The sequence below is a fragment of the Micromonospora sp. B006 genome, assembly GCF_003408515.1.
GTDB lineage: Bacteria > Actinomycetota > Actinomycetes > Mycobacteriales > Micromonosporaceae > Micromonospora > Micromonospora echinospora_A.
Genome location: NZ_CP030865.1, coordinates 2410972 through 2429384, shown reverse-complemented (window position 1 = coordinate 2429384; position 18413 = coordinate 2410972). Strand labels below are relative to the sequence as shown.

The following is an 18413-nucleotide window of genomic DNA, read 5'->3' as shown; positions in this document are numbered from 1 at the left end:
GGTGCCCCTCCCGTCGGTCAACAGTCGTCCCGCGCCGCCTACCCCACCCCACCCCCACCAAACCCCTCCGCCCTCGGCCCCCTTCTCCCCGTTGATCAAGGGGTTTGTGGCCTGGTAACGGGCTGAAGTGGACACAAACTCCTTGATCAACGGGGTGGGGTTGCGGTGCCGATGCGCGGGCGGGCCAGGTTCAGCGTGAGCGGGGTCGACGGCGCGGGACGGCGGGGGCAGGGTCGGCGGGTCAGCGGCGGCGGCGCGGCGGGCGCGGGCGGGAGCCCGTCGGAGTCAGCGTCAGGGACCAGTGGGCCGGGCGGCGCAGTTCCGGCGGCAGCACCGTGCGGTGGTCGCCGCGAGCGGCGTCGAGCTGCGACTGGTGCGTGAACAGGCACTCGCTCAGGTCCGCGCCGCGCAGGTCGGCCCCGCGCAGGTCCGCGCCGGTCAGGTCGGCGGCGCCGAGCCGTACGCCGCGCAGGTCGGCGCCGATCAGGCAGGCGCCGCGCAGGTTCGCCCCGGCCAGCGGGGTACGGCGCAGGTCGACGCCGAGCAGCATCGCGCCCCGGCGGTCCTCACCGGCCCGCCCGGCACGGGCCTGGTCGGCGGCGCGGGACAGGAGCCGGTTGACCCGGTCCCGGTGCGCGTCCACGTCGAGCGCGAGCAGTTCGGAAGGGGTGCCGTCGGTGAGCCGGCCCGTCTCGTCCACTGCTGCGTTCAGGTCGTCGCGCAGCGGGCCGGGCGGGGTCAGGCGTACCGCCTCGGTGAGGTACCAGAGCAGCTCGTGCAGGGGCCGCAGCACCGCGAAGCTGTCGAACATCCGCTGCGCGGTGGCCGGGTCGGCGCGCCAGTCGCGGCCGGCGAACGTGTGCTGGGTGAGGTGCTGGCCGGCGCCGAAGCAGTCGAACACGGTGCAGCCGGGGAAGCCGCGTTGCCGCAGCTCGGTGTGGATGCCGCAGCGGAAGTCGGCGCCCAGGTTCGGGCAGGGCCGTCCGGCCGGCTTGTCGATGGCGAAGTCGGCCGACGCGGCGAACGCCGGCGCGACGCAGCAGACGCCAGCGCAGCGCGAGCAGTCCGCCCGCAGCTCCCGCCTGCCACCGACCGTGCGCACGTCCCCAGTACCCCCGTCCACCCGCACCATTCTGCGCGCACCACCCACCCCCACCCCACCCACCCCGTCGATCATGAGGTTGACGGCGACAAATCGGACCGGGAACGCCGCCAACCTCATGATCAACCCAAAAGGGCGGGCGTCAGAAGGTGAAGAGGGTCGCGGTGGTGCGGTGCATCAGGCAGGGGTTGGCGAAGGTTCGCGTGTAGGAGACCGGGTGGTGCTGCCAGATGCCTGCGGCGCGGGCGACGACCGGGGCGTACTGGGAGGTGCACGGCGCGCCGTCCACGTCGAGCACGTCCAGGTCGCCGTTCACGCGGGCGACCAGACGGCAGGCGGTGACCGGGTCGGGGTGCAGTCCGCCGGTCGGCCCGCAGGTCAGCACCGTGGCGCGCACGCCGGTGCCGTCGTCGACGGTGAGCAGCAGCACCGAGGGGGTCTGCGGGCCGGGGCGCGGCGCGGCGTGGGCGGGGGAGGCCGGCGCGGCGAGGCCGCCGAGCGCGGCGGCCAGTGCCAGCGCGGCGGTACGTCGGGCGAAGGGCATGGGTGGTCCTTCCGTCGGGGCCCCGGGGTGCGGGGCCGATGGGTGCCCCGGTCCGTCGTGCGAACCGGGCCGCCGAGAACGCTAGGTGGACGGTGTGAACGCGAAGAGTCACAAAGTGTTACACCACCCGGCTAGGCCGTGCGCCGGGTGTGACATCGGTGCACGGGAATGCCCGAACGGCTGACAACCGCTTCCGCGCCTCACGCAAACGCATTCCGAATAAGCGTTACGCCTGCCTGAAAGGCTGACAACCGAATCGGCCCGTTATTGCGCCGATGCATTCCGTACGCCGGATCGTTGTCAATGGACGACAACCGGAACGGCCGTTACCGTAACGATTCTCTCCGGTGCTCCGTATCCCTTTACCGTCGGGTGGCAGGGCGTTTTCGCCCCCGTCGGAGGGACTGTTCATGAGCGACCTCTCGCACCCGCCGCCCCGGACCCCGGCCGCCGACGCGACGATTCCCGGCCCCGAGATCCAGGCCGGGACCGAGCCCGCCGGCCGGACCGCCGAGTTCGTCGGCCGGTCACCCAACCAGCTCGCCTGGCTGCGGCTCAAGCGGGACCGTACCGCCCGGACCAGCGCCCTGACGCTCGCCGTCGCCGCCGTGGTCGCGCTCGGCGCGCCGCTGCTCGGGCGGCTCACCGGAATCGGCCCGACCGACAAGTTCGTCGACCGGTTGAACGATTTCGGAATGCCGATCGGGTACGCCGGCGGGATCAGTTCCGATCATTGGCTGGGGCTCGAACCCGGTAGTGGCCGGGACATCCTGATGCAACTGGTCTACGGTCTTCGGACGTCCCTGTTCATCGCGTTCACCTCGGCGCTGCTGGCCTCGTGCATCGGGGTCGCGGTGGGCGTGCTTGCCGGATGGGCCAGGGGCTGGCTGGACAGTCTCGTCAACTGGCTGATCGACCTCACGCTGGCGTTCCCGTTCCTCATCTTCGCCCTCGCGGTCATCCCGATCCTCCAGGACCGCTTCTACTCCGACCGGGAGTCGCCGTCGCCGGCCTTCCGGGTCGCACTGATCGTCGCCACCTTCGGCCTGTTCAGCTGGACGTACACCGCGCGTCTGGTCCGCGGGCAGGTGATCTCGCTGCGGGAGCGGGAGTTCGTCGACGCGGCCCGGGCCGCGGGCGCCGGCACCGCGCACATCCTGCTGCGGCAACTGCTGCCGAACATCTGGGCGCCGATCCTGGTCACCGTCTCCCTGATGGTGCCCCAGTTCATCGCCATCGAGGCGGCGCTGGCGTTCGTCAACATCGGCGTCACCGAACCCACGCCCGACCTGGGCCGCATGATCTTCAACAGCATCGGCTACGTCGCGAGCGACCCCTGGTACACCCTGTTCCCCGGGTTGACGATCTTCCTGCTGGTCCTGGCGTTCAACCTGCTCGGCGACGCGCTGCGCGACTCGCTGGATCCCCGCTCCACCCGGTAGTCCCCACGGCCATCACACGCCCGGCCGGCGGGGGCCGCCGGGCACGAAGGGAGCACACCGTGCGCGCACGAACCCGGACACTCACAGGCGTCCTCGCCGCGGCGGCGCTGGTCGCCGCCGGCTGCAACCCCACCCCCGACGACGGCGGCGGTGAGGACCAGAAGACCAAGACCCAGAGCGGCTCGATCTCGTACGAGGCCGCCGACAACCAGGGCCCGGCGAAGCCCGTCGACGGGGCGTCCCGGGGCGGCACCCTCACCGTCATGCAGCCGGCCGACTTCGAACACCTCGACCCGGCCCGCAACTACGTCAACGTGCAGCAGGTCGCCGGCGGGATGCTCTACCGCGCGCTCAACGGCTACAAGGAGGACGGCACCGGCAAGCTGCTGCTCGTCGGTGACCTGGCCACCAACCCCGGCAAGGACGTCGACGGCGACTGCAAGGTCTGGGAGTTCACCCTGCGCGACGGCGTGAAGTACGAGGACGGCACGCCGGTGAGCAGCAAGGACGTCGCCCACGGCCTCGCCCGGTCGTTCGCGGCGAACCTCAACGAGGGCCCGCACTACATCCAGCAGTGGCTCTACCCGGGCGGGGCGTACAACGCCACCTACAAGGGACCGTACGACGGCGGCAAGCCGGTGCCCGACGGCGTCACCACACCCGACGACCGAACCATCCGGTTCACCTTCCCGCAGCCGCACTGCGACCTGCCGTACGCGGCAGCGCTGCCCACCAGCGCGCCGGTGCCCGCCGCCAAGGACACCCGCGCCAACTACGACCTGCGGCCGTTCTCGTCCGGCCCGTACCGGGTGAAGTCCTACCAGCGCGACGTGTCGCTGGAGTTGGAACGCAACCCGAACTGGGACCCGGCGACCGACCCGATCCGCAACGCGTACCCGGACGCGATCCGGATGACGTTCGGCCTGGAGCAGGCCCAGATCGCCGAGCGCCTGGTCGCCGACGGACCCGCCGATCAGGCGGCGCTGAGCTGGTCGGACGTTCCGCCGTCGGTGCTGCCCCGCACCACCGGCGCCGGCGTCGCCGACCGGGTGGTCCGCGGCCCGACGCAGTACAACTGGGTGCTGAGCATCAACACCCAGCGGGTCACCGACGTGAACGTACGCCGGGCGCTGAACTACGCGGTCGACAAGGACGCCCTGCTGAAGGTGCTCGGCGGACAGGCCGCCGGTTCACCGGCCAGCACGCTGATGTCACCCACCACCGCCGGTTTCGTCCCGTACGACGTGTTCAACGCCCCGGTCACCGGCGACAAGGCCAGGACCGCCGAGCTGCTCGCCGGCAAGCGGCCGAAGCTGGTGCTCGCCCACTCCAGCCTGGAACTGCGCACCCAGCAGGCCGAGGCGCTGCGCAAGAACCTCACCGACATGGGCTTCGACATCGTGATGAAGCCGATCGACAACAGCAGCTACTACGACGAGGTGGGCCGCAAGGACAACCCCTACGACCTCTACCTCACCGGCTGGGGCTCCGACTGGCCCACCGGCTCCACAGTCATCCCGCCGGTCTACGACGGACGGGAGATCGTGGCCGAGGGCAACCAGAACCTGTCGTACCTCAACGAGCCGTCGGTCAGCGCGGAGATCGACCGGGTCCGCACCCTGCCCGCAGCGGAGCAGGACGCCGGCTGGATGGCGCTCGACCGCATGATCATGGAGAAGTACGCGCCGGTCGTGCCCTGCTACTACGACGCCACCTACGAGCTGCACGGCTCGAAGGTCGGCAACGCCTTCCTCAGCGACGCGTTCGGGATCATCTCGCTCAACGGTATCTACGTGAAGAAGTGACAGCCGCGCGGGGACGGCAGTCACGGCTGGCCGTCCCCGCGCCCCACCCGGGGGAGGTGCTCCCGTGTTCCGTTTCGTCGTCCGGCGGCTGCTCGTCGCCGCCCTGACCCTTGTGGTCATCAGCCTCGTCACGTTCGGTCTCTTCTTCGCGGTGCCGAGCAGCCCGGCGAAGGTGATGTGCGGCAAGAACTGCACCGCCGAGGACATCGCCCAGGTCGAGCGCCGGCTCGGCATCGACCAGCCGCTGCCCCGGCAGTACGCGGACTTCGTCGGGGGTGTCTTCGCCGGCCGTACCTACGGCGAGGGGGACTTCCGGCAGGACTGCCCGGCGCCCTGCCTGGGCTACTCGTTCCGCAACAACCAGCCGGTCACCGAGATCGTCGCGCAGCGCGCCCCGGTGACGTTCAGCATCGTCCTCGGCGGCGCGGTGCTCTGGCTCGGCATCGGCATCGCGCTGGGCATGGTGTCGGCGCTGCGCCGGGGTACGGCGTTCGACCGCGCCGCCATTGGCGTCACGCTGGCCGGCGCGTCCATGCAGGTCTACTTCTTCGGGCTGATCTTGCTCTACCTGCTGGTCTACTCCACCGGGCTGCTGCCGTTCCCCAGCTACACGCCGCTGACCGAGAGCCCGGCCCGGTGGGCGGCCGGGCTGCTGCTGCCCTGGATGACGCTGGGTTTCCTCAACTCGGCGCTGTACGCCCGGCTGTCCCGGGCCCAGATGCTGGAGACCCTGTCGGAGGACTTCATCCGTACCGCCCGGGCGAAAGGGCTGCCCGCGCGGCAGGTGCACACCCGGCACGCGCTGCGGGCGGCGATCACGCCGATCGTGACGATCGCCGGGCTGGACATCGGCACCAGCCTCGGCGGCACGTTCATCACCGAGACCATCTTCGGCCTCCAGGGTCTCGGCAAGGCGACAGTGGAGGCGGTGCAGTTCCTCAACCTGCCGGTGGTGATGGCGACGGTGCTGCTGGCGGCCGTGTTCATCGTGATCGCCAACATCGTCGTCGACGTGCTGTACGCGGTGATCGACCCACGGGTCCGGCTGAGCTGACGGAGGGATCGACATGGTGGAGCTTCCGGCGCCGCGACGCGGCGAGGACCCGTACCTGCGGGTCACGGATCTGCGGGTGCGGTTCGACACCGAGGACGGTGTGGTGCGGGCGGTGGACGGGGTGTCGTTCGCCGTGGAGCGGGGCCGCACGCTGGGGATCGTGGGCGAGTCCGGGTCCGGTAAGAGCGTCACGTCGCTGGCGATCCTGGGTCTGCACAACGCGAAGCGGACGACCATCTCCGGGGAGATCTCCGTCGGTGGGCGTCAGTTGGTCGGGCTGGCCGAGGAGGAGATTCGTCGGTTGCGGGGCCGGGACATGGCGATGATCTTTCAGGATCCGTTGTCGGCGTTGCATCCGTACTACTCGGTGGGGAAGCAGATCGCCGAGGCGTACCGGGTGCACCATCCGAGGGCCGGGAAGCGGGAGGCGCGGGCGCGGGCGGTGGACATGCTGGGCCGGGTCGGTATTCCGCAGCCGGCCAAGCGGTTCGACCAGTATCCGCACGAGTTCTCCGGTGGGATGCGGCAGCGGGCGATGATCGCGATGGCGCTCGTCAACGACCCGGATCTGCTGATCGCCGATGAGCCGACGACGGCGTTGGACGTGACGGTGCAGGCGCAGATCCTGGACCTGCTGGCGGATCTGCAGGAGGAGTTCCGGTCGGCGATCATTCTGATCACGCATGACCTGGGTGTGGTGTCTCAGGTCGCTGATGACGTGCTGGTGATGTACGGCGGCCGGGCGGTGGAGCACGGGAGTGTGGAGCGGGTGTTGCGGGCGCCGCAGCATCCGTACACGTGGGGGTTGTTGTCGAGCGTGCCGTCGTTGCACGGCGACGCGGACGCGGACCTGGTGCCGATCCCCGGCAACCCACCCAGTCTGATCAACCTGCCGTCGGGATGTGCGTTCCATCCGCGCTGCCGGTGGGCCGACGTCAACGGTGACCGGTCCCGCACCGAGGTTCCGGAGCTGGGCCCCGCTGGTGCGCCGGGTCATCTGGTGGCGTGTCACCTGCCGGTCGCGGCGCGGGAGCGGATCTATCGCGACGAGGTCGCACAGGTGGGGGTGGCCCGATGAACGGTGTGGCGAATGAGCAGGCGGCGGTGGTGGCCGTCTCGGGGGCGGGGAACGACCCGGGCGCCCGGCTGGCGGGCGAGCCCCTGCTGTCGGTGCGGGGGCTGACCAAGCACTTCCCGGTGCGGCAGGGCCTGCGCGCGCGAGGCGCCGTGCGGGCCGTCGACGGGCTGGACTTCGATGTGCGACCGGGCGAGACGCTCGGCCTGGTGGGGGAGTCGGGGTGCGGGAAGACCACGACCGGGCGGATGCTGGTCCGGTTGCTGGAACCCACCGCCGGGTCGATCGAGTTCGCCGGCCGGGACATCACCCACGGCGGGCGGCGTGAGCTGCGCGCGCTGCGGCAGGACCTGCAGATCATCTTCCAGGACCCGTACGCCTCGCTGAACCCCCGCCACACGGTCGGGCGGATCGTGGCGATGCCGTTGCAGGTCAACGGCATCACCCCACCCGGCGGCGTCAAGAAGCGTGTCCAGGAGCTGCTCGAACTGGTCGGCCTGAACCCGGAGCACTACAACAGGTACCCGCACGAGTTCTCCGGCGGGCAGCGCCAGCGCATCGGCATCGCCCGCGCCCTCGCGCTCAAACCGAAGCTGATCGTGGCCGACGAGCCGGTCTCCGCGCTGGACGTGTCGATCCAGGCGCAGGTCATCAACCTGCTGCGCGACCTGCAACGCGACCTCGACCTGGCATTCGTGTTCATCGCCCACGACCTGGCCGTCATCCGCCACTTCTGCCACCGCGTCGCCGTGATGTATCTCGGCAAGATCGTCGAGATCGGCGACCGCGACGACATCTACACCCGCCCCCAGCACCCCTACACCCGAGCCCTGCTCTCCGCCATCCCCGACGTCACCACCCTCGGCCCCGCCGGACGGATCCGCCTCACCGGCGACGTCCCCACCCCACTCAACCCACCATCGGGCTGCCGCTTCCGCACCCGCTGCTGGAAAGCCACCGACCACTGCGCCACCGAAGAACCCGCCCTGGTCACCCGCGACGGCGGCACACAACTCACCGCCTGCCACTACCCCGAGAACGAGCCCACAAGCTCCCAAGAAGATGCGGCGGTGGGAGCCACCCCCGAACCCGGCAGCAACGAACGCACCTGACCCACGACGGGGCCGGGGGCGACCGTGCCCGGCGCAGGGATCAAGCCTGACGCCCGGAGCCGGGCACGGTCGCCCCCGGCCCTGAACGGTGACCCAAACAGACCTCAGACGGAACGCCAAGAATCGGAGGAAAGAGCAGAAGCCTGCGGACCCATCAACAGCATCCCCCCGTCCACCGCCCACGACGCTCCCGTCACGTACGCCGCCGCCGGGGAGGCGAGCAGAGCCACCACTGCCGCCACCTCCCGGGCGTCACCCGGACGCCCGACCGGCACCCCGGGACGGTCCCGCGTGAACGGGTCGACGTCCTCCTGCCCGGTCATCGGGGTGGCGATCTCGCCCGGGGCGACAGCGTTGACGGTGATGCCGTCGGCCGCCAGCTCCTGCGCCATCACCTTGGTGAGCAGGCCCAGCCCGCCCTTGGCCGCGCAGTACGCGGACGAGCCGACCCGGGGCGCGTGCTCGTGGACGCTGGTGATGCTGATGATCCGGCCGCCCCGTCCGGTCGCGCGCATCCGCCGGGCGGCCCGCTGCGAGCACAGGAACGGTCCGTCCAGGTCGACAGCCAGCACTTCCCGCCACTTCTCCCAGCTCACGTCCACGAACGGCTCGGACAGGCCGGTGCCGGCGTTGTTGACGAGCACGCCCAGCCCGCCGAGCCGGTCGGCCAGCTCGTCGATCACCGCGGCCGACCCGGGGAGCCGGGTCAGGTCCAGCTCGGCGGTCTCGCAGCGGCGGCCGGTGGCGCGTACCTCGGTTGCCGTGCGGTCGGCGCCCGCCCGGTCGCCGTACCAGGTGATGCCGATGTCGTAGCCGGCCTCGGCGAGCGCCGCCGCGCACGCCTTGCCGATGCCGGAGTCCGCGCCGGTGACGATCGCGACGCGGTCGTAGTCCTCGTATCGCTGGGGCATGACCGCGCACTACCCGCGGGCGGCGACCTCAACCGGGCGGACGACCCCGACTCGGCCGCCGGTTTCGTCGGAGGCGATGGCTAGGGTACGGGCGTGATAGCCGATGAGTCCGATGCCGTGACCGTTCGCTTCCTGCGCATGATGAGCGCCGAGCTGCACACCGAGCGGGTGGGCGACGACTCGCTCGGCCGCACCGTCGAGCTGGCCCGGCAGTGGTGGGGCACCGCCGACGACCGGCTCGCCGACGCCCTGCGCGAGCTGCACGGCGAGCCGGCGGCGCCGAACGGCGCGACCGACGCCGCGTCAGACGGTCCGGACGGGCACGGCGAACTCCGGCGCCTGAGCGGTGAGCACCCCCGTCCGTGACGGCACGCGCCACTGCTCGGCCAGCGCCGCCGTCAGCTCGTCCAACATCCGGCGTACGGTCGGCGTCGCCCCGGCGTGCATCGCCTCGATGACCACGAGGACCTCGGCGGTGTCGGCCCGTACCGCTGAGGCGCCGCTCTGCCGGTGGCACCAGCGCCGGGCGTGCGCGTGCCCGCCCCGGTCGGCGAAGATCACCTCACCCGGCGCCGGGTGCTCCCACTCGCCACCGAGGGTCAGGTAGGACTCCGTGCCGTCGGCCGCGCGCACGGTGAGGTCGCCGTCGATCCCGGCCAGGTCGAGCACGGCCACCGGCACCGCGTACCGGACCGAGAGCGCGTTGCCGAGGTCCACCAGCGGGTGCAGCCGGGGCAGGTCGCCGTCCCGGCGCAACCGGCGCAGCAGCGACTCGGCCGCGCAGCGGTAGCGCGTCGGCGGGCAGCCCATCCGGGCGAACGCGCGACGCCACGCCTGGATTTCCGGGAAGCCGCCCTCCGGCCCGGCGGCGAACCGGTCCCGGGCGACGTCGAGGTGACCGGCGAGCCGCGGCGTGACGTCGGCGTCGGGCGTGATCCCGGTGGCGTGCAGGACGCCGCAGGTCAGCTCGGGAAAAGACGACCAGATCTCGGGGGAGTGCCGGAAACGCACGGGTGAACTCCTTCTAGGCGGTGAACGCGAGGCCGAGGCCCAGGGCGAGGAAGCTGCCGGCGACGGCGTGCCGCAGCAGCGCGGTCAGCCGGGGCCGGGCCAGCACCCGGCGGCGCAACGCGCCGGCCAGCACCGCGTACCCGGCGAACACCAGCAGCGTGACCAGCATGAAAACCAGGCCGCAGGCGAGCATGCGCAGGGCGGCGCCGGGCGCGCCCGGTGGGACGAACTGCGGCAGGAACGCCACGAAGAACACTGTCACCTTCGGGTTCAGCAGGTTCATCAGCACCCCGTCGCGGAACACCGCCGACGCCGGGCGCGGCGGCCGGTCACCGTCGACGGTGAACGCGCCCCGGTCGCGCCACGCCGACCAGGCCATCCAGAGCAGGTACGCCACACCCAGCCAGGTCACCACCCGGAACGCCGGGGTGCCGGCGCGCAGCAACGCGGCCAGGCCGGTCACCGCGGCGATCACGTGCGGGACGAGGCTCAGCGTGGCCCCGGCGGCGGCGGCAAGCCCGGCGCGGCGTCCGGCGGTCACGGCGGTGGCGAGCGTGTGCGTCACCCCGGTGCCCGGAGTGACGGCGACGACGAGTGCGGTCAGCAGGAAGGCGATGGTCACCCGTCCAGCCTCTGGCCATAATGGTCCGGTGGACAGGGCCAAAGCTGTCGTTTCCGAGAGGTCCAAATCGGTCGGCGCGGACTTCCTCCAGCTGGACGTCGGGGAGGCTCCGCCCGGCGGTCGCGCGGACTGGCTGGCCGCCCGGCTGCGCTCGGCGATCGCCGACGGCCGGGCGCCGGTCGGCACCCGCCTGCCACCCAGCCGGGTGCTCGCCGCCGAGCTGGGCGTCTCACGCGGCGTGGTGACCGAGGCGTACCAGCGGCTGGGCGAGGACGGGCAGGTCGCCGGGCGCGGCCGGGCCGGAACCGTCGTGGTGGCCACACCGGCCGCCGTGCGCGCCCGGCCGCCCGAGCCGAGGAGAGCGCCGGAGGTGTTCGCCGGCCGGCCCGGCCTCGACGTCTTCGAGGCGCTGCGCGCCGCCCCCGCGCGGGTGGACCTGACGCCGGGCGTACCCGATCTGGCGGCCTTTCCGCGCGCGGCCTGGCTGCGGGCCGAACGGGCCGTGCTGCACCGGGCGACGCCCGCCGCGCTCGGCTACGGCGACCCGACCGGCACGCCCACGCTGCGGCTGGCCGTCGCGAACTGGCTGGCCCGCAACCGGGGCATCCGCGCCGACCCGGCCGAGGTGGTGGTCGTGGCCGGGGTGTCCCAGGCGCTCGGCCTGCTCGCGCGGGTGCTGCACGAGCGGGGTACGCGCACCGTCGCGGTGGAGGACCCCGGCTCGCTCGGCGTGCGGCAGCACCTGACGTACGCCGGGATGGCGACGCCGCCGGTGCCGGTGGACGACAGGGGCCTGCGCGTGGACGAGCTGGCGCGCTGCGGCGCGCCGGCCGTGCTGCTCACCCCGGCGCACCAGTTCCCGACCGGGGTGGTGCTCGACGGTGAGCGGCGTCGCCGGCTGCTGCGGTGGGCGCGCGACGGCGGACTGGTGCTGGAGGACGACTACGACGCCGAGCACCGGTACGACCGGCCGCCGGTGCCGGCGCTGCGCGGCATGGCCCCGGACCGGGTCTGCTACACCGGCAGCATCTCCAAGCTGCTCGCGCCGGCCCTGCGGATCGGGTGGACGCTGGTGCCGCCGTCGCTGCACGCCGACGTGGTGGACGCGAAGCGGACGGCGGATCTGGGCAACGCGGCGCTGCCGCAGCTCGTGCTGGCCGAGCTGATGGAGTCGGGCGCGCTGGAGCGGCACCTGCGGCTACTGCGCCACCGGCACGTACGCCGCCGCGACGCGATGATCCGGGCGGTCCGCGCGTACCTGCCGGGGGCGGTGGTGCACGGCGCCGCCGCCGGGCTGCACCTGATGGTCACGCTGCCCGGCGGCGTGGACGACAGGGTGCTCGCGGCGGAGGCGCTGCGCCGGGGCGTCAAGGTCCACCCGCTGTCCTGGCACGGCCAGCGCCCGCAGCCGTCCGGCCTGGTCCTCGGATACGCGGCCACCCCGCCCTCCGAGATCGACCGAGCCCTCTCCACAGTGGCCGAGGCCCTCCACGCCCTCCCCTGACCCACCCACCCCGCCCCCTCCGCCCCTCCGCCGCCCCCACCCGTCTCGGTGATCAAGGAGTTTGTGTCCGGTACGGAGATCATTTCGGGCACAAACTCCTTGATCAACGGGGGAGAGGCGGGGAGGGCGGGAGGGGCGGGAGAGGGGGGATGGGCGGGGGTGGGGGGTGGTAGAGGGCGGCCAGGGCGGTGGCGGTTTCGGCCAGGCGGGCGCGCAGCTCTTGCGGGGACAGGACCTCCACGTCGGCGCCGAGCCGCAGCAGGTCGCCGTGGGCGTGGGTGAGCGACTCGATCGGGATGACCGCGTGCACCCAGCCGGCGCCGTCGGGCGGGCCGGCGCTCGCCTCGGCGGCAGCCACCACCACGTCGCTGCCGACCTCGCGCAGCCGGGCGAACCCGCGCGGCGACAGCCGGATGCGCGCCTCGTCGCGGTGCAGGCCCGCCCGGAACTCCACCACGTGGGCGCGCCACCAGGCCGGCAGGTCGAACTCCGGCCGCTCGAACGGCTCGTCCAGCGCGGTGAGGCCGAGGATCTGGTTGACCCGGTAGGTGGCCGGTTCGGCGCGATCCGGCCGGGCGGCCACGAGATACCAGCGCCCGCCCTTGAGCACCAGCCCGTACGGTTCGAGCACGCGCGTCGTCTCGCCGCGCCAGCCGCGGTAACGCACCCGGATCCGGCGCTCCCGCCACACCGCCTCGGCCGCCTGGGCGAGATACGGCGACGGGTCGCCGTCGGAGTACCAGCCCGGCGTGTCCAGGTGGAACCGCTGTTCCAGCCGGGCGGCCCGGTCGGCCAGCGGCGCGGGCAGCGCGGCCCGCAGCTTGAGCTGCACGGCGGCGACGACCGACTGGTAGCCCAGTTCGGCGGCCGGGCCGGGCAGCCCGGCGAAGAGCAACCGGTCGGCCTCCTCGGCGGTCAGCCCGGTCAGCCGGGTCCGCCAGCCCTCCACGAGCCGGTAGCCGCCGTCGTGTCCGGCCTCGCCGTACAGCGGGATGCCGGCCGAGTGCAGCGCCTCGACGTCCCGGTAGATCGTGCGTACCGACACCTGGAGGCGGGCGGCCAGATCGGCGGCGGTGAGCCGGCCGTGCGCCTGCAGGAGCAGCAGGATGGACAGGAGTCGGCTGGCCCGCATTCTGCTGACACTAGCTGTCAGGGGACCGCCCCTACCGTCCCGATCATGGCTTTCCACGACAAGGAGCTGACGGTGCCGGGGACGATCGAGGTCGCCGGCCGGCACGTCAAGCGCTACCACATCGACCAGCCGGACCGTCGCCTCGAACCACGTGTCGTCGACGCCGCGTACGCGTACCTGCCGAAGCTGCTGCCCGGGCCGGACGGCGGCACCCCGCCGGCGAGCTGGACGGTGCTGCACCGGGGCGCGGACAGCGGCGCGTACCTGCTGGCGTACAGCTGGTTCTTCGACAACGTGGTCGAGTGCCGCATCGCGATCGCCGGCCAGCCCGCGCTGAACTGCCTGGACGACGACCCGGCCCGCTTCGTCGACCTGGACCGCCCCGGCGTGGGCTGCGTCTGGGAGCTTGGCGTGCTGGAACACGAGCGCGCCGCCTGGATCCGGCACGTGCTCGCGCCGGACGAGCCGGACCTGGCGGGCTATCTGGCCGACGCCCGGGCCGAGGGGCCGGTGGGGTTCTGATGGGAGACTTCGACTTCCTCGCCGGCACCTGGGACGTGACCAACCGGCGCCTGCGGCAGCGGCACGTCGGCAGCGACGACTGGGACGAGTTCACCGGCGTCAGCGAGGCCCGCTCGTTCTTCGACGGCGCGGGCAGCTTCGACGAGATGCGCTGCCCGAGCCGGGGCTTCTCCGGCTCCAGCGTGCGCATCCTGAATCCGTCGACCGGGTTGTGGTCGATCTACTGGATGCACAGCGCGCGGGGCGTGCTGGAGCTGCCGCCGGTGGTGGGCCGGTTCACCGGCGGCGTCGGCGAGTTCCACGCCGACGACACCGACGAGGGCCGCCCGGTGCGCTGCCGGTTCCTCTGGTCGGCGATCACCCCGGTCTCCTGCCGCTGGGAGCAGGCGTTCTCCACCGACGGCGGGCACGCCTGGGAGACCAACTGGATCATGGAGTTCCGGCGGACGGCATGACCGGCGGGGTGGTGGTCCGGTAGATCGCGGTCAGCCAGACGTCGAGCAGCACGTCGACCACGTCCCGCTCGGCAACCGCCGGGCCGTCCCCGGCGAACGTGGCGTACCAGACGCGTTCGTTCATCGAGTTCAGCGCGATGGCGAGGTCCCGGGCGGGCAGCCCGTCCGGGGCCGCGCCGCGCGCGCGTTCGGCCTCGATCGCGGCCTGCACCGCGCGGACCCAGCGTTCCAGCACCTCGGCCCAGAGCCGCCGCACCTCGGCGTTGGTGCCGCGTACCTGGGCGCAGGCCAGCACCACGTCCCGGTGCCCGCCGAACGTGGCGTGGAACCGGGCGATCAGCTCCCGCCAGCGGGCGCGCGGGTCCTCGGCGAGCCGGTCGAACACTCCGCCGGCCGCCGCGTCGGCCTCCTCGGTGACCCGGTCCAGCAGGGTGAGCAGCACCGCGTCCTTGGACGGGAAGTAGAAGTAGAACGTGGGACGGGAGATGCCCGCGCCGCGCGCCAGGTCGTCGATGGAGATGTCGCCGAACGCGCGCTGCCGCAGCAACCGCTCGGCGGTGGCCAGGATCGCGGTCTCCCGCTCGTCGCCGGTGGAGCGGCCGGTCCGCCGTCCGCGGCTGGGCGCGGCGCCGGCCGGCGTACGGGCGGTCGTCATGTCGGCTGATGCTACACCCGCTCAACACCCTGTCGATTAAGCTCGACACGGTGTTGACTGCGCTCGACGGCCATGGATAAGGTCCCCCCACCGCCGGTGCGAACGGGAGAAGCGATGGCCGCAGACCACGTCGACGTCCTCATCGTCGGTGCCGGCCTGTCCGGCATCGGCGCCGCCGTCCACCTCGGACGCGACTGCCCCGGCAAGACCTACGCGGTGCTGGAGGCCCGGGGCGCCATCGGCGGCACCTGGGACCTGTTCCGCTACCCGGGCATCCGCTCCGACTCCGACATGTACACCCTCGGCTACTCGTTCAAGCCGTGGACCGACCCGAAGGCCATCGCCGACGGCGACTCCATCCGGGCGTACGTGCGGCAGACCGCCCGCGAGTACGACGTGGAACGGCACATCCGCTTCCACCACCGGGTGGTGCGCGCCGACTGGGACAGCGCCACCGCACGCTGGACGGTCCACGCCCGCCGCGACGACACCGGCGAGGACGTCACCCTCACCTGCGGGTTCCTGTTCACCAACTCCGGCTACTACCGCTACGACGAGGGCTACACGCCGCGCTTTCCCGGCGTCGAGCGGTACGCCGGCACGCTCGTGCACCCGCAGCACTGGCCCGAGCACCTGGACTACACCGGCAAGCGGGTCGTGGTGATCGGCAGCGGCGCCACAGCCGTCACCCTCGTGCCGGCGATGGCCGAGCAGGCCGCCCACGTCACCATGCTCCAGCGCTCACCCACGTACGTCGTCGCGCTGCCCTCGCGCGACCCGTTCGCCGACGCCGCGCGGCGCTGGCTGTCCCCGACGGCCGCGTACACGGTGGCCAGGTGGAAGAACGTCGCGCTCGGGGTCGCCAACTTCCAGCTCAGCCGGCGCGCCCCGGGCGTGGTGAAGCGGTTCCTGCGCCGGGCCGCGAAGGGCCGGCTGCCCGCCGGGTACGACGTCGACAGGCACTTCTCGCCCCGGTACGACCCGTGGGACCAGCGCCTGTGCGTGGTCCCGGACGGGGACCTGTTCACCGCGCTTCGCGCCGGGCGCGCGTCCGTGGTCACCGACACCATCGACACGTTCACCGAGCACGGCATCCGGCTCGCCTCCGGCGAGGAGCTGCCCGCCGACGTCGTGGTCACCGCCACCGGCCTGAACCTGCTCGCGCTCGGCGGCATGACACTGGCCGTCGACGGCGCCGAGGTCGACCTCGCCTCGACAGTGGCCTACAAGGGCATGATGCTCTCCGGCGTGCCGAACTTCGCCATGACGATCGGCTACACGAACGCCTCCTGGACGCTCAAGGCCGACCTCGTCGCCACGTACGTCTGCCGGCTGCTGCGCCACCTCGACGACACCGGCCAGCAGATCGTCACGCCGCTCGCCCCGGACACCGACGACCTGGCGCCGATCATCGACCTGAAGTCCGGCTACGTGCTGCGCGCCGTCGACCAACTGCCCAAGCAGGGGCCGCGCGCGCCGTGGCGGCTGCACCAGAACTACCCCCGCGACGTACGCCTGATGCGGCGCGGCCCGCTCACCGACGGCGTACGCTTCGCCCGCGCCGGCGTGCCCGCCGCCGCCACCTCGGGAGGAACCGATGCGTGACCTCGTCTTTCCCGGCGGCACCGCGGTGCTCACCGGCGCGGCAAGTGGCATCGGCGCGGCACTGGCCCACGGCCTGGCCCGGCGCGGCGCCGACCTGGTCCTGCTCGACCGCGACGCCGACGGCCTGGCCTCGATCGCCGCCGCGATCTCGGCGGCGCACCCGGACCTGCGGGTCGAGACGCACGTGGTCGACCTCGCCGACGCCGAGGCCACCGACCGGATCGCCGCCGAGATCCACCGCGCGCATCCCCGCATCCGGCTGCTGGTCAACAACGCCGGGGTGGCGCTGGGCGGGCGCTTCGACCAGGTCACCCTGGAGGAGTTCCTCTGGGTCATCGAGATCAACTTCCGGGCGGTGGTCCGCCTGACGCACGCGCTGCTGCCCGCGCTCAAGGCCGAGCCCGGCGCGCACCTGGTCAACGTCTCCAGCCTGTTCGGCATCATCGCGCCGGCCGGGCAGGCCGCGTACGCGGCGAGCAAGTTCGCCGTCCGCGGCTTCACCGAGGCGCTGCGGCACGAGCTGGCCGACGACGGCGTGGGTGTCACGTCGGTGCACCCGGGCGGCATCCGCACCCGGATCGCCAGCAGCGCCCGGGTCGGCAGCGGCGTGGACCTGGCCGAGTACGAGGCCGGGCGCAGGCAGTTCGAGAAGCTGCTCACCATCGACCCGGCTACCGCCGCCGAGGCGATCCTGCGCGGCGCCCAGCGGCGTCGCGGCCGGGTGCTGATCGGCTGGTCGGCGAAGCTGCCCGACCTGCTGGCCCGGGTCGCCCCCGCCGGTTACGGCCGGGTGCTGGCCCTGGTTATGCGCCCGCCCCGCCCGGCGGCCGTCGCCGAGGTGCCGGCGCCACGGACCGAGACGCCCGCCGGCCAGACCGAGGCCGGCGTGCCGGTCGGCGGGGCTGATGCGCCGATCGGCGGGGCCGACGCGCCGGTACCGTCCGCCCGGACCGGCGAGGAGGCCGCGCCGGAACCCGGACGCACGGCGTGACAGTGGTCCTACCCCCGGCCGACGAGCGCACCGTCGACGGCCGGCGGGTGCGCTGCCGGATCAGCGGCGACGGCCCGCCCGTGGTGCTGCTGCACGGCATCGGCCGTACCCTCGACGACTTCACCGCCCTGCACACGGCGCTGGCCCGCGACCACCTGGTGCTCGCGGTGGACCTGCCCGGGCACGGCGGCTCCGCGCCGCTGGACGGGGCGCACACGCTGCCCGCCCTGGCCGGCGCGGTCGCCCGGTTCCTCGACGTGGCCGGGGTGACCGGCCCGGCGCACCTGGTCGGCAACTCCCTCGGCGGGGCGGTCGCCATGCGCCTCGCTGTCGACGCGCCGGCGCGGGCGGCCAGCCTGGCGTTGCTCAACAGCGCCGGCTTCGGCCGGGAGGTGACTGTGGCGCTGCGGCTGCTCGCGATCCGACCGCTGGCGCGGCTGCTGCTGCGCCCGCACCCGAGGATCGTCCGCCGCAGCGAGCGGGCGATCTTCTACGACCCGTCGTACGTCACCGAGGAGCGGATCGCCGCCGCGCTCGCCGTCGCCGGGCAGCCGCACGCCGCCCGGGTGATGCTGGAGCTGGTCCGCGACCTGGGCACCTGGCGCGGGGTGAAGCCGCGGTGGCGCGCCGAACTGCTCGACGCGGTGGCCGCGCTCGACCTGCCCACGCTTCTCGTCTGGGGCGACCGCGACCTGATCCTGCCCGCCGCGCACCTGGCGTACGCCCGCAGCCGCCTGCCGCACGCGCGCAGCCACCTGTTCCGGGACACCGGGCACATGCCGCAGATCGAGCGGACCGCCGAGGTGGAGGCGCTGCTGCGGGAGTTGTGGGCCTGACCCGGGGTGGCCTTCGCCACTGCCCGGACCCGCGC

General features: G+C 72.9%; 19 protein-coding genes. 12 read left to right on the top strand and 7 right to left on the bottom strand.

The features are described 5' to 3' along the window. Nucleotides 1–241 precede the first annotated feature (241 nt). Both MicB006_RS11640 and MicB006_RS11635 read right to left on the bottom strand, forming a co-directional pair. A complete protein-coding gene (locus tag MicB006_RS11640) occupies nt 242–1132 on the bottom strand; it encodes a pentapeptide repeat-containing protein (protein ID WP_116505905.1) in 891 nt (296 codons plus the stop codon). Nucleotides 1133–1244: 112 nt separating this feature from the next. Beyond that, a complete protein-coding gene (locus MicB006_RS11635) occupies nt 1245–1646 on the bottom strand; it encodes an SSI family serine proteinase inhibitor (RefSeq protein WP_116505903.1) in 402 nt (133 codons plus the stop codon). 410 nt (nt 1647–2056) lie between these two features. Between MicB006_RS11635 and MicB006_RS11630 the strand changes: the two genes are divergently transcribed. From MicB006_RS11630 to MicB006_RS11610, 5 genes are all read left to right on the top strand, one after another. Further along, nucleotides 2057–3088: an ABC transporter permease gene (locus MicB006_RS11630; protein WP_116505901.1), complete on the top strand. Its 1032-nt coding sequence runs from the start codon at nt 2057–2059 to the stop codon at nt 3086–3088. 59 nt (nt 3089–3147) lie between these two features. Further along, a complete protein-coding gene (locus tag MicB006_RS11625) occupies nt 3148–4893 on the top strand; it encodes an ABC transporter substrate-binding protein (RefSeq protein WP_116505899.1) in 1746 nt (581 codons plus the stop codon). A 64-nt stretch (nt 4894–4957) separates the two neighbouring features. Further along, nucleotides 4958–5947: an ABC transporter permease gene (locus MicB006_RS11620; RefSeq protein WP_116505898.1), complete on the top strand. Its 990-nt coding sequence runs from the start codon at nt 4958–4960 to the stop codon at nt 5945–5947. Nucleotides 5948–5960: 13 nt separating this feature from the next. Continuing rightward, nucleotides 5961–7025, top strand: coding sequence for an ABC transporter ATP-binding protein (locus MicB006_RS11615; RefSeq protein ID WP_116505896.1), 1065 nt, complete (start codon nt 5961–5963; stop codon nt 7023–7025). A gap of 68 nt (nt 7026–7093) precedes the next feature. Further along, on the top strand, nt 7094–8134 hold the full coding sequence (locus MicB006_RS11610; protein ID WP_116511366.1) for a dipeptide ABC transporter ATP-binding protein: 1041 nt from the start codon (nt 7094–7096) through the stop codon (nt 8132–8134). A 104-nt stretch (nt 8135–8238) separates the two neighbouring features. On the opposite strand, the gene MicB006_RS11605 is transcribed toward MicB006_RS11610, so the two are convergent. Next, complete coding sequence (locus MicB006_RS11605; RefSeq protein WP_116505894.1) at nt 8239–9045, bottom strand: SDR family oxidoreductase; 807 nt, start codon at nt 9043–9045, stop codon at nt 8239–8241. A 117-nt stretch (nt 9046–9162) separates the two neighbouring features. Between MicB006_RS11605 and MicB006_RS32300 the strand changes: the two genes are divergently transcribed. Further along, nucleotides 9163–9411 carry a hypothetical protein gene (locus MicB006_RS32300; protein WP_225980701.1) on the top strand — a complete coding sequence of 83 codons (249 nt, stop codon included), beginning with the start codon at nt 9163–9165 and terminating at the stop codon, nt 9409–9411. Here the strand turns inward: MicB006_RS32300 and MicB006_RS11595 are convergent. Both MicB006_RS11595 and MicB006_RS11590 read right to left on the bottom strand, forming a co-directional pair. Further along, complete coding sequence (locus tag MicB006_RS11595; RefSeq protein ID WP_116505892.1) at nt 9349–10056, bottom strand: B3/4 domain-containing protein; 708 nt, start codon at nt 10054–10056, stop codon at nt 9349–9351. The two genes, MicB006_RS32300 and MicB006_RS11595, sit on opposite strands and share 63 nt — an antisense overlap. 13 nt (nt 10057–10069) lie before the next feature. Continuing rightward, nucleotides 10070–10678 (bottom strand): LysE family translocator, encoded by a 609-nt coding sequence (locus MicB006_RS11590; protein ID WP_116505891.1) that lies wholly within the window; start codon nt 10676–10678, stop codon nt 10070–10072. 28 nt (nt 10679–10706) lie between these two features. Between MicB006_RS11590 and MicB006_RS11585 the strand changes: the two genes are divergently transcribed. After that, complete coding sequence (locus MicB006_RS11585; protein WP_116505889.1) at nt 10707–12182, top strand: PLP-dependent aminotransferase family protein; 1476 nt, start codon at nt 10707–10709, stop codon at nt 12180–12182. A 103-nt stretch (nt 12183–12285) separates the two neighbouring features. Here MicB006_RS11585 and MicB006_RS11580 read toward each other — a convergent pair whose 3' ends face one another. Continuing rightward, entirely contained in the window at nt 12286–13314 is a 1029-nt protein-coding gene (locus MicB006_RS11580) for a YafY family protein (protein ID WP_116505887.1), read from the bottom strand. Nucleotides 13315–13359: 45 nt separating this feature from the next. Between MicB006_RS11580 and MicB006_RS11575 the strand changes: the two genes are divergently transcribed. Together MicB006_RS11575 and MicB006_RS11570 are read left to right on the top strand one after the other, a co-directional pair. After that, nucleotides 13360–13836 (top strand): hypothetical protein, encoded by a 477-nt coding sequence (locus MicB006_RS11575; RefSeq protein WP_116505885.1) that lies wholly within the window; start codon nt 13360–13362, stop codon nt 13834–13836. After that, complete coding sequence (locus MicB006_RS11570; protein ID WP_073829411.1) at nt 13836–14291, top strand: hypothetical protein; 456 nt, start codon at nt 13836–13838, stop codon at nt 14289–14291. Before MicB006_RS11575 ends, MicB006_RS11570 begins: the two co-directional genes overlap by 1 nt. Here MicB006_RS11570 and MicB006_RS11565 read toward each other — a convergent pair. After that, a complete protein-coding gene (locus tag MicB006_RS11565) occupies nt 14266–14946 on the bottom strand; it encodes a TetR/AcrR family transcriptional regulator (protein WP_116505883.1) in 681 nt (226 codons plus the stop codon). The two genes, MicB006_RS11570 and MicB006_RS11565, sit on opposite strands and share 26 nt — an antisense overlap. A gap of 114 nt (nt 14947–15060) precedes the next feature. Between MicB006_RS11565 and MicB006_RS11560 the strand changes: the two genes are divergently transcribed. Genes MicB006_RS11560 through MicB006_RS11550 form a run of 3 tightly spaced genes read left to right on the top strand, consistent with a single transcriptional unit; the run spans nt 15061 to nt 18378 of the window. After that, the gene (locus MicB006_RS11560) at nt 15061–16551 is read left to right on the top strand and encodes an NAD(P)/FAD-dependent oxidoreductase (RefSeq protein ID WP_116505882.1); all 1491 of its coding nucleotides are present in this window, start codon (nt 15061–15063) and stop codon (nt 16549–16551) included. Next, nucleotides 16544–17542, top strand: a complete 999-nt coding sequence (locus tag MicB006_RS11555) for an SDR family oxidoreductase (protein WP_116505880.1) — start codon at nt 16544–16546, stop codon at nt 17540–17542. Before MicB006_RS11560 ends, MicB006_RS11555 begins: the two co-directional genes overlap by 8 nt. Continuing rightward, a complete protein-coding gene (locus MicB006_RS11550) occupies nt 17539–18378 on the top strand; it encodes an alpha/beta fold hydrolase (protein WP_116505878.1) in 840 nt (279 codons plus the stop codon). The genes MicB006_RS11555 and MicB006_RS11550 overlap by 4 nt, the downstream gene beginning before the upstream one ends. Nucleotides 18379–18413 lie beyond the last annotated feature (35 nt).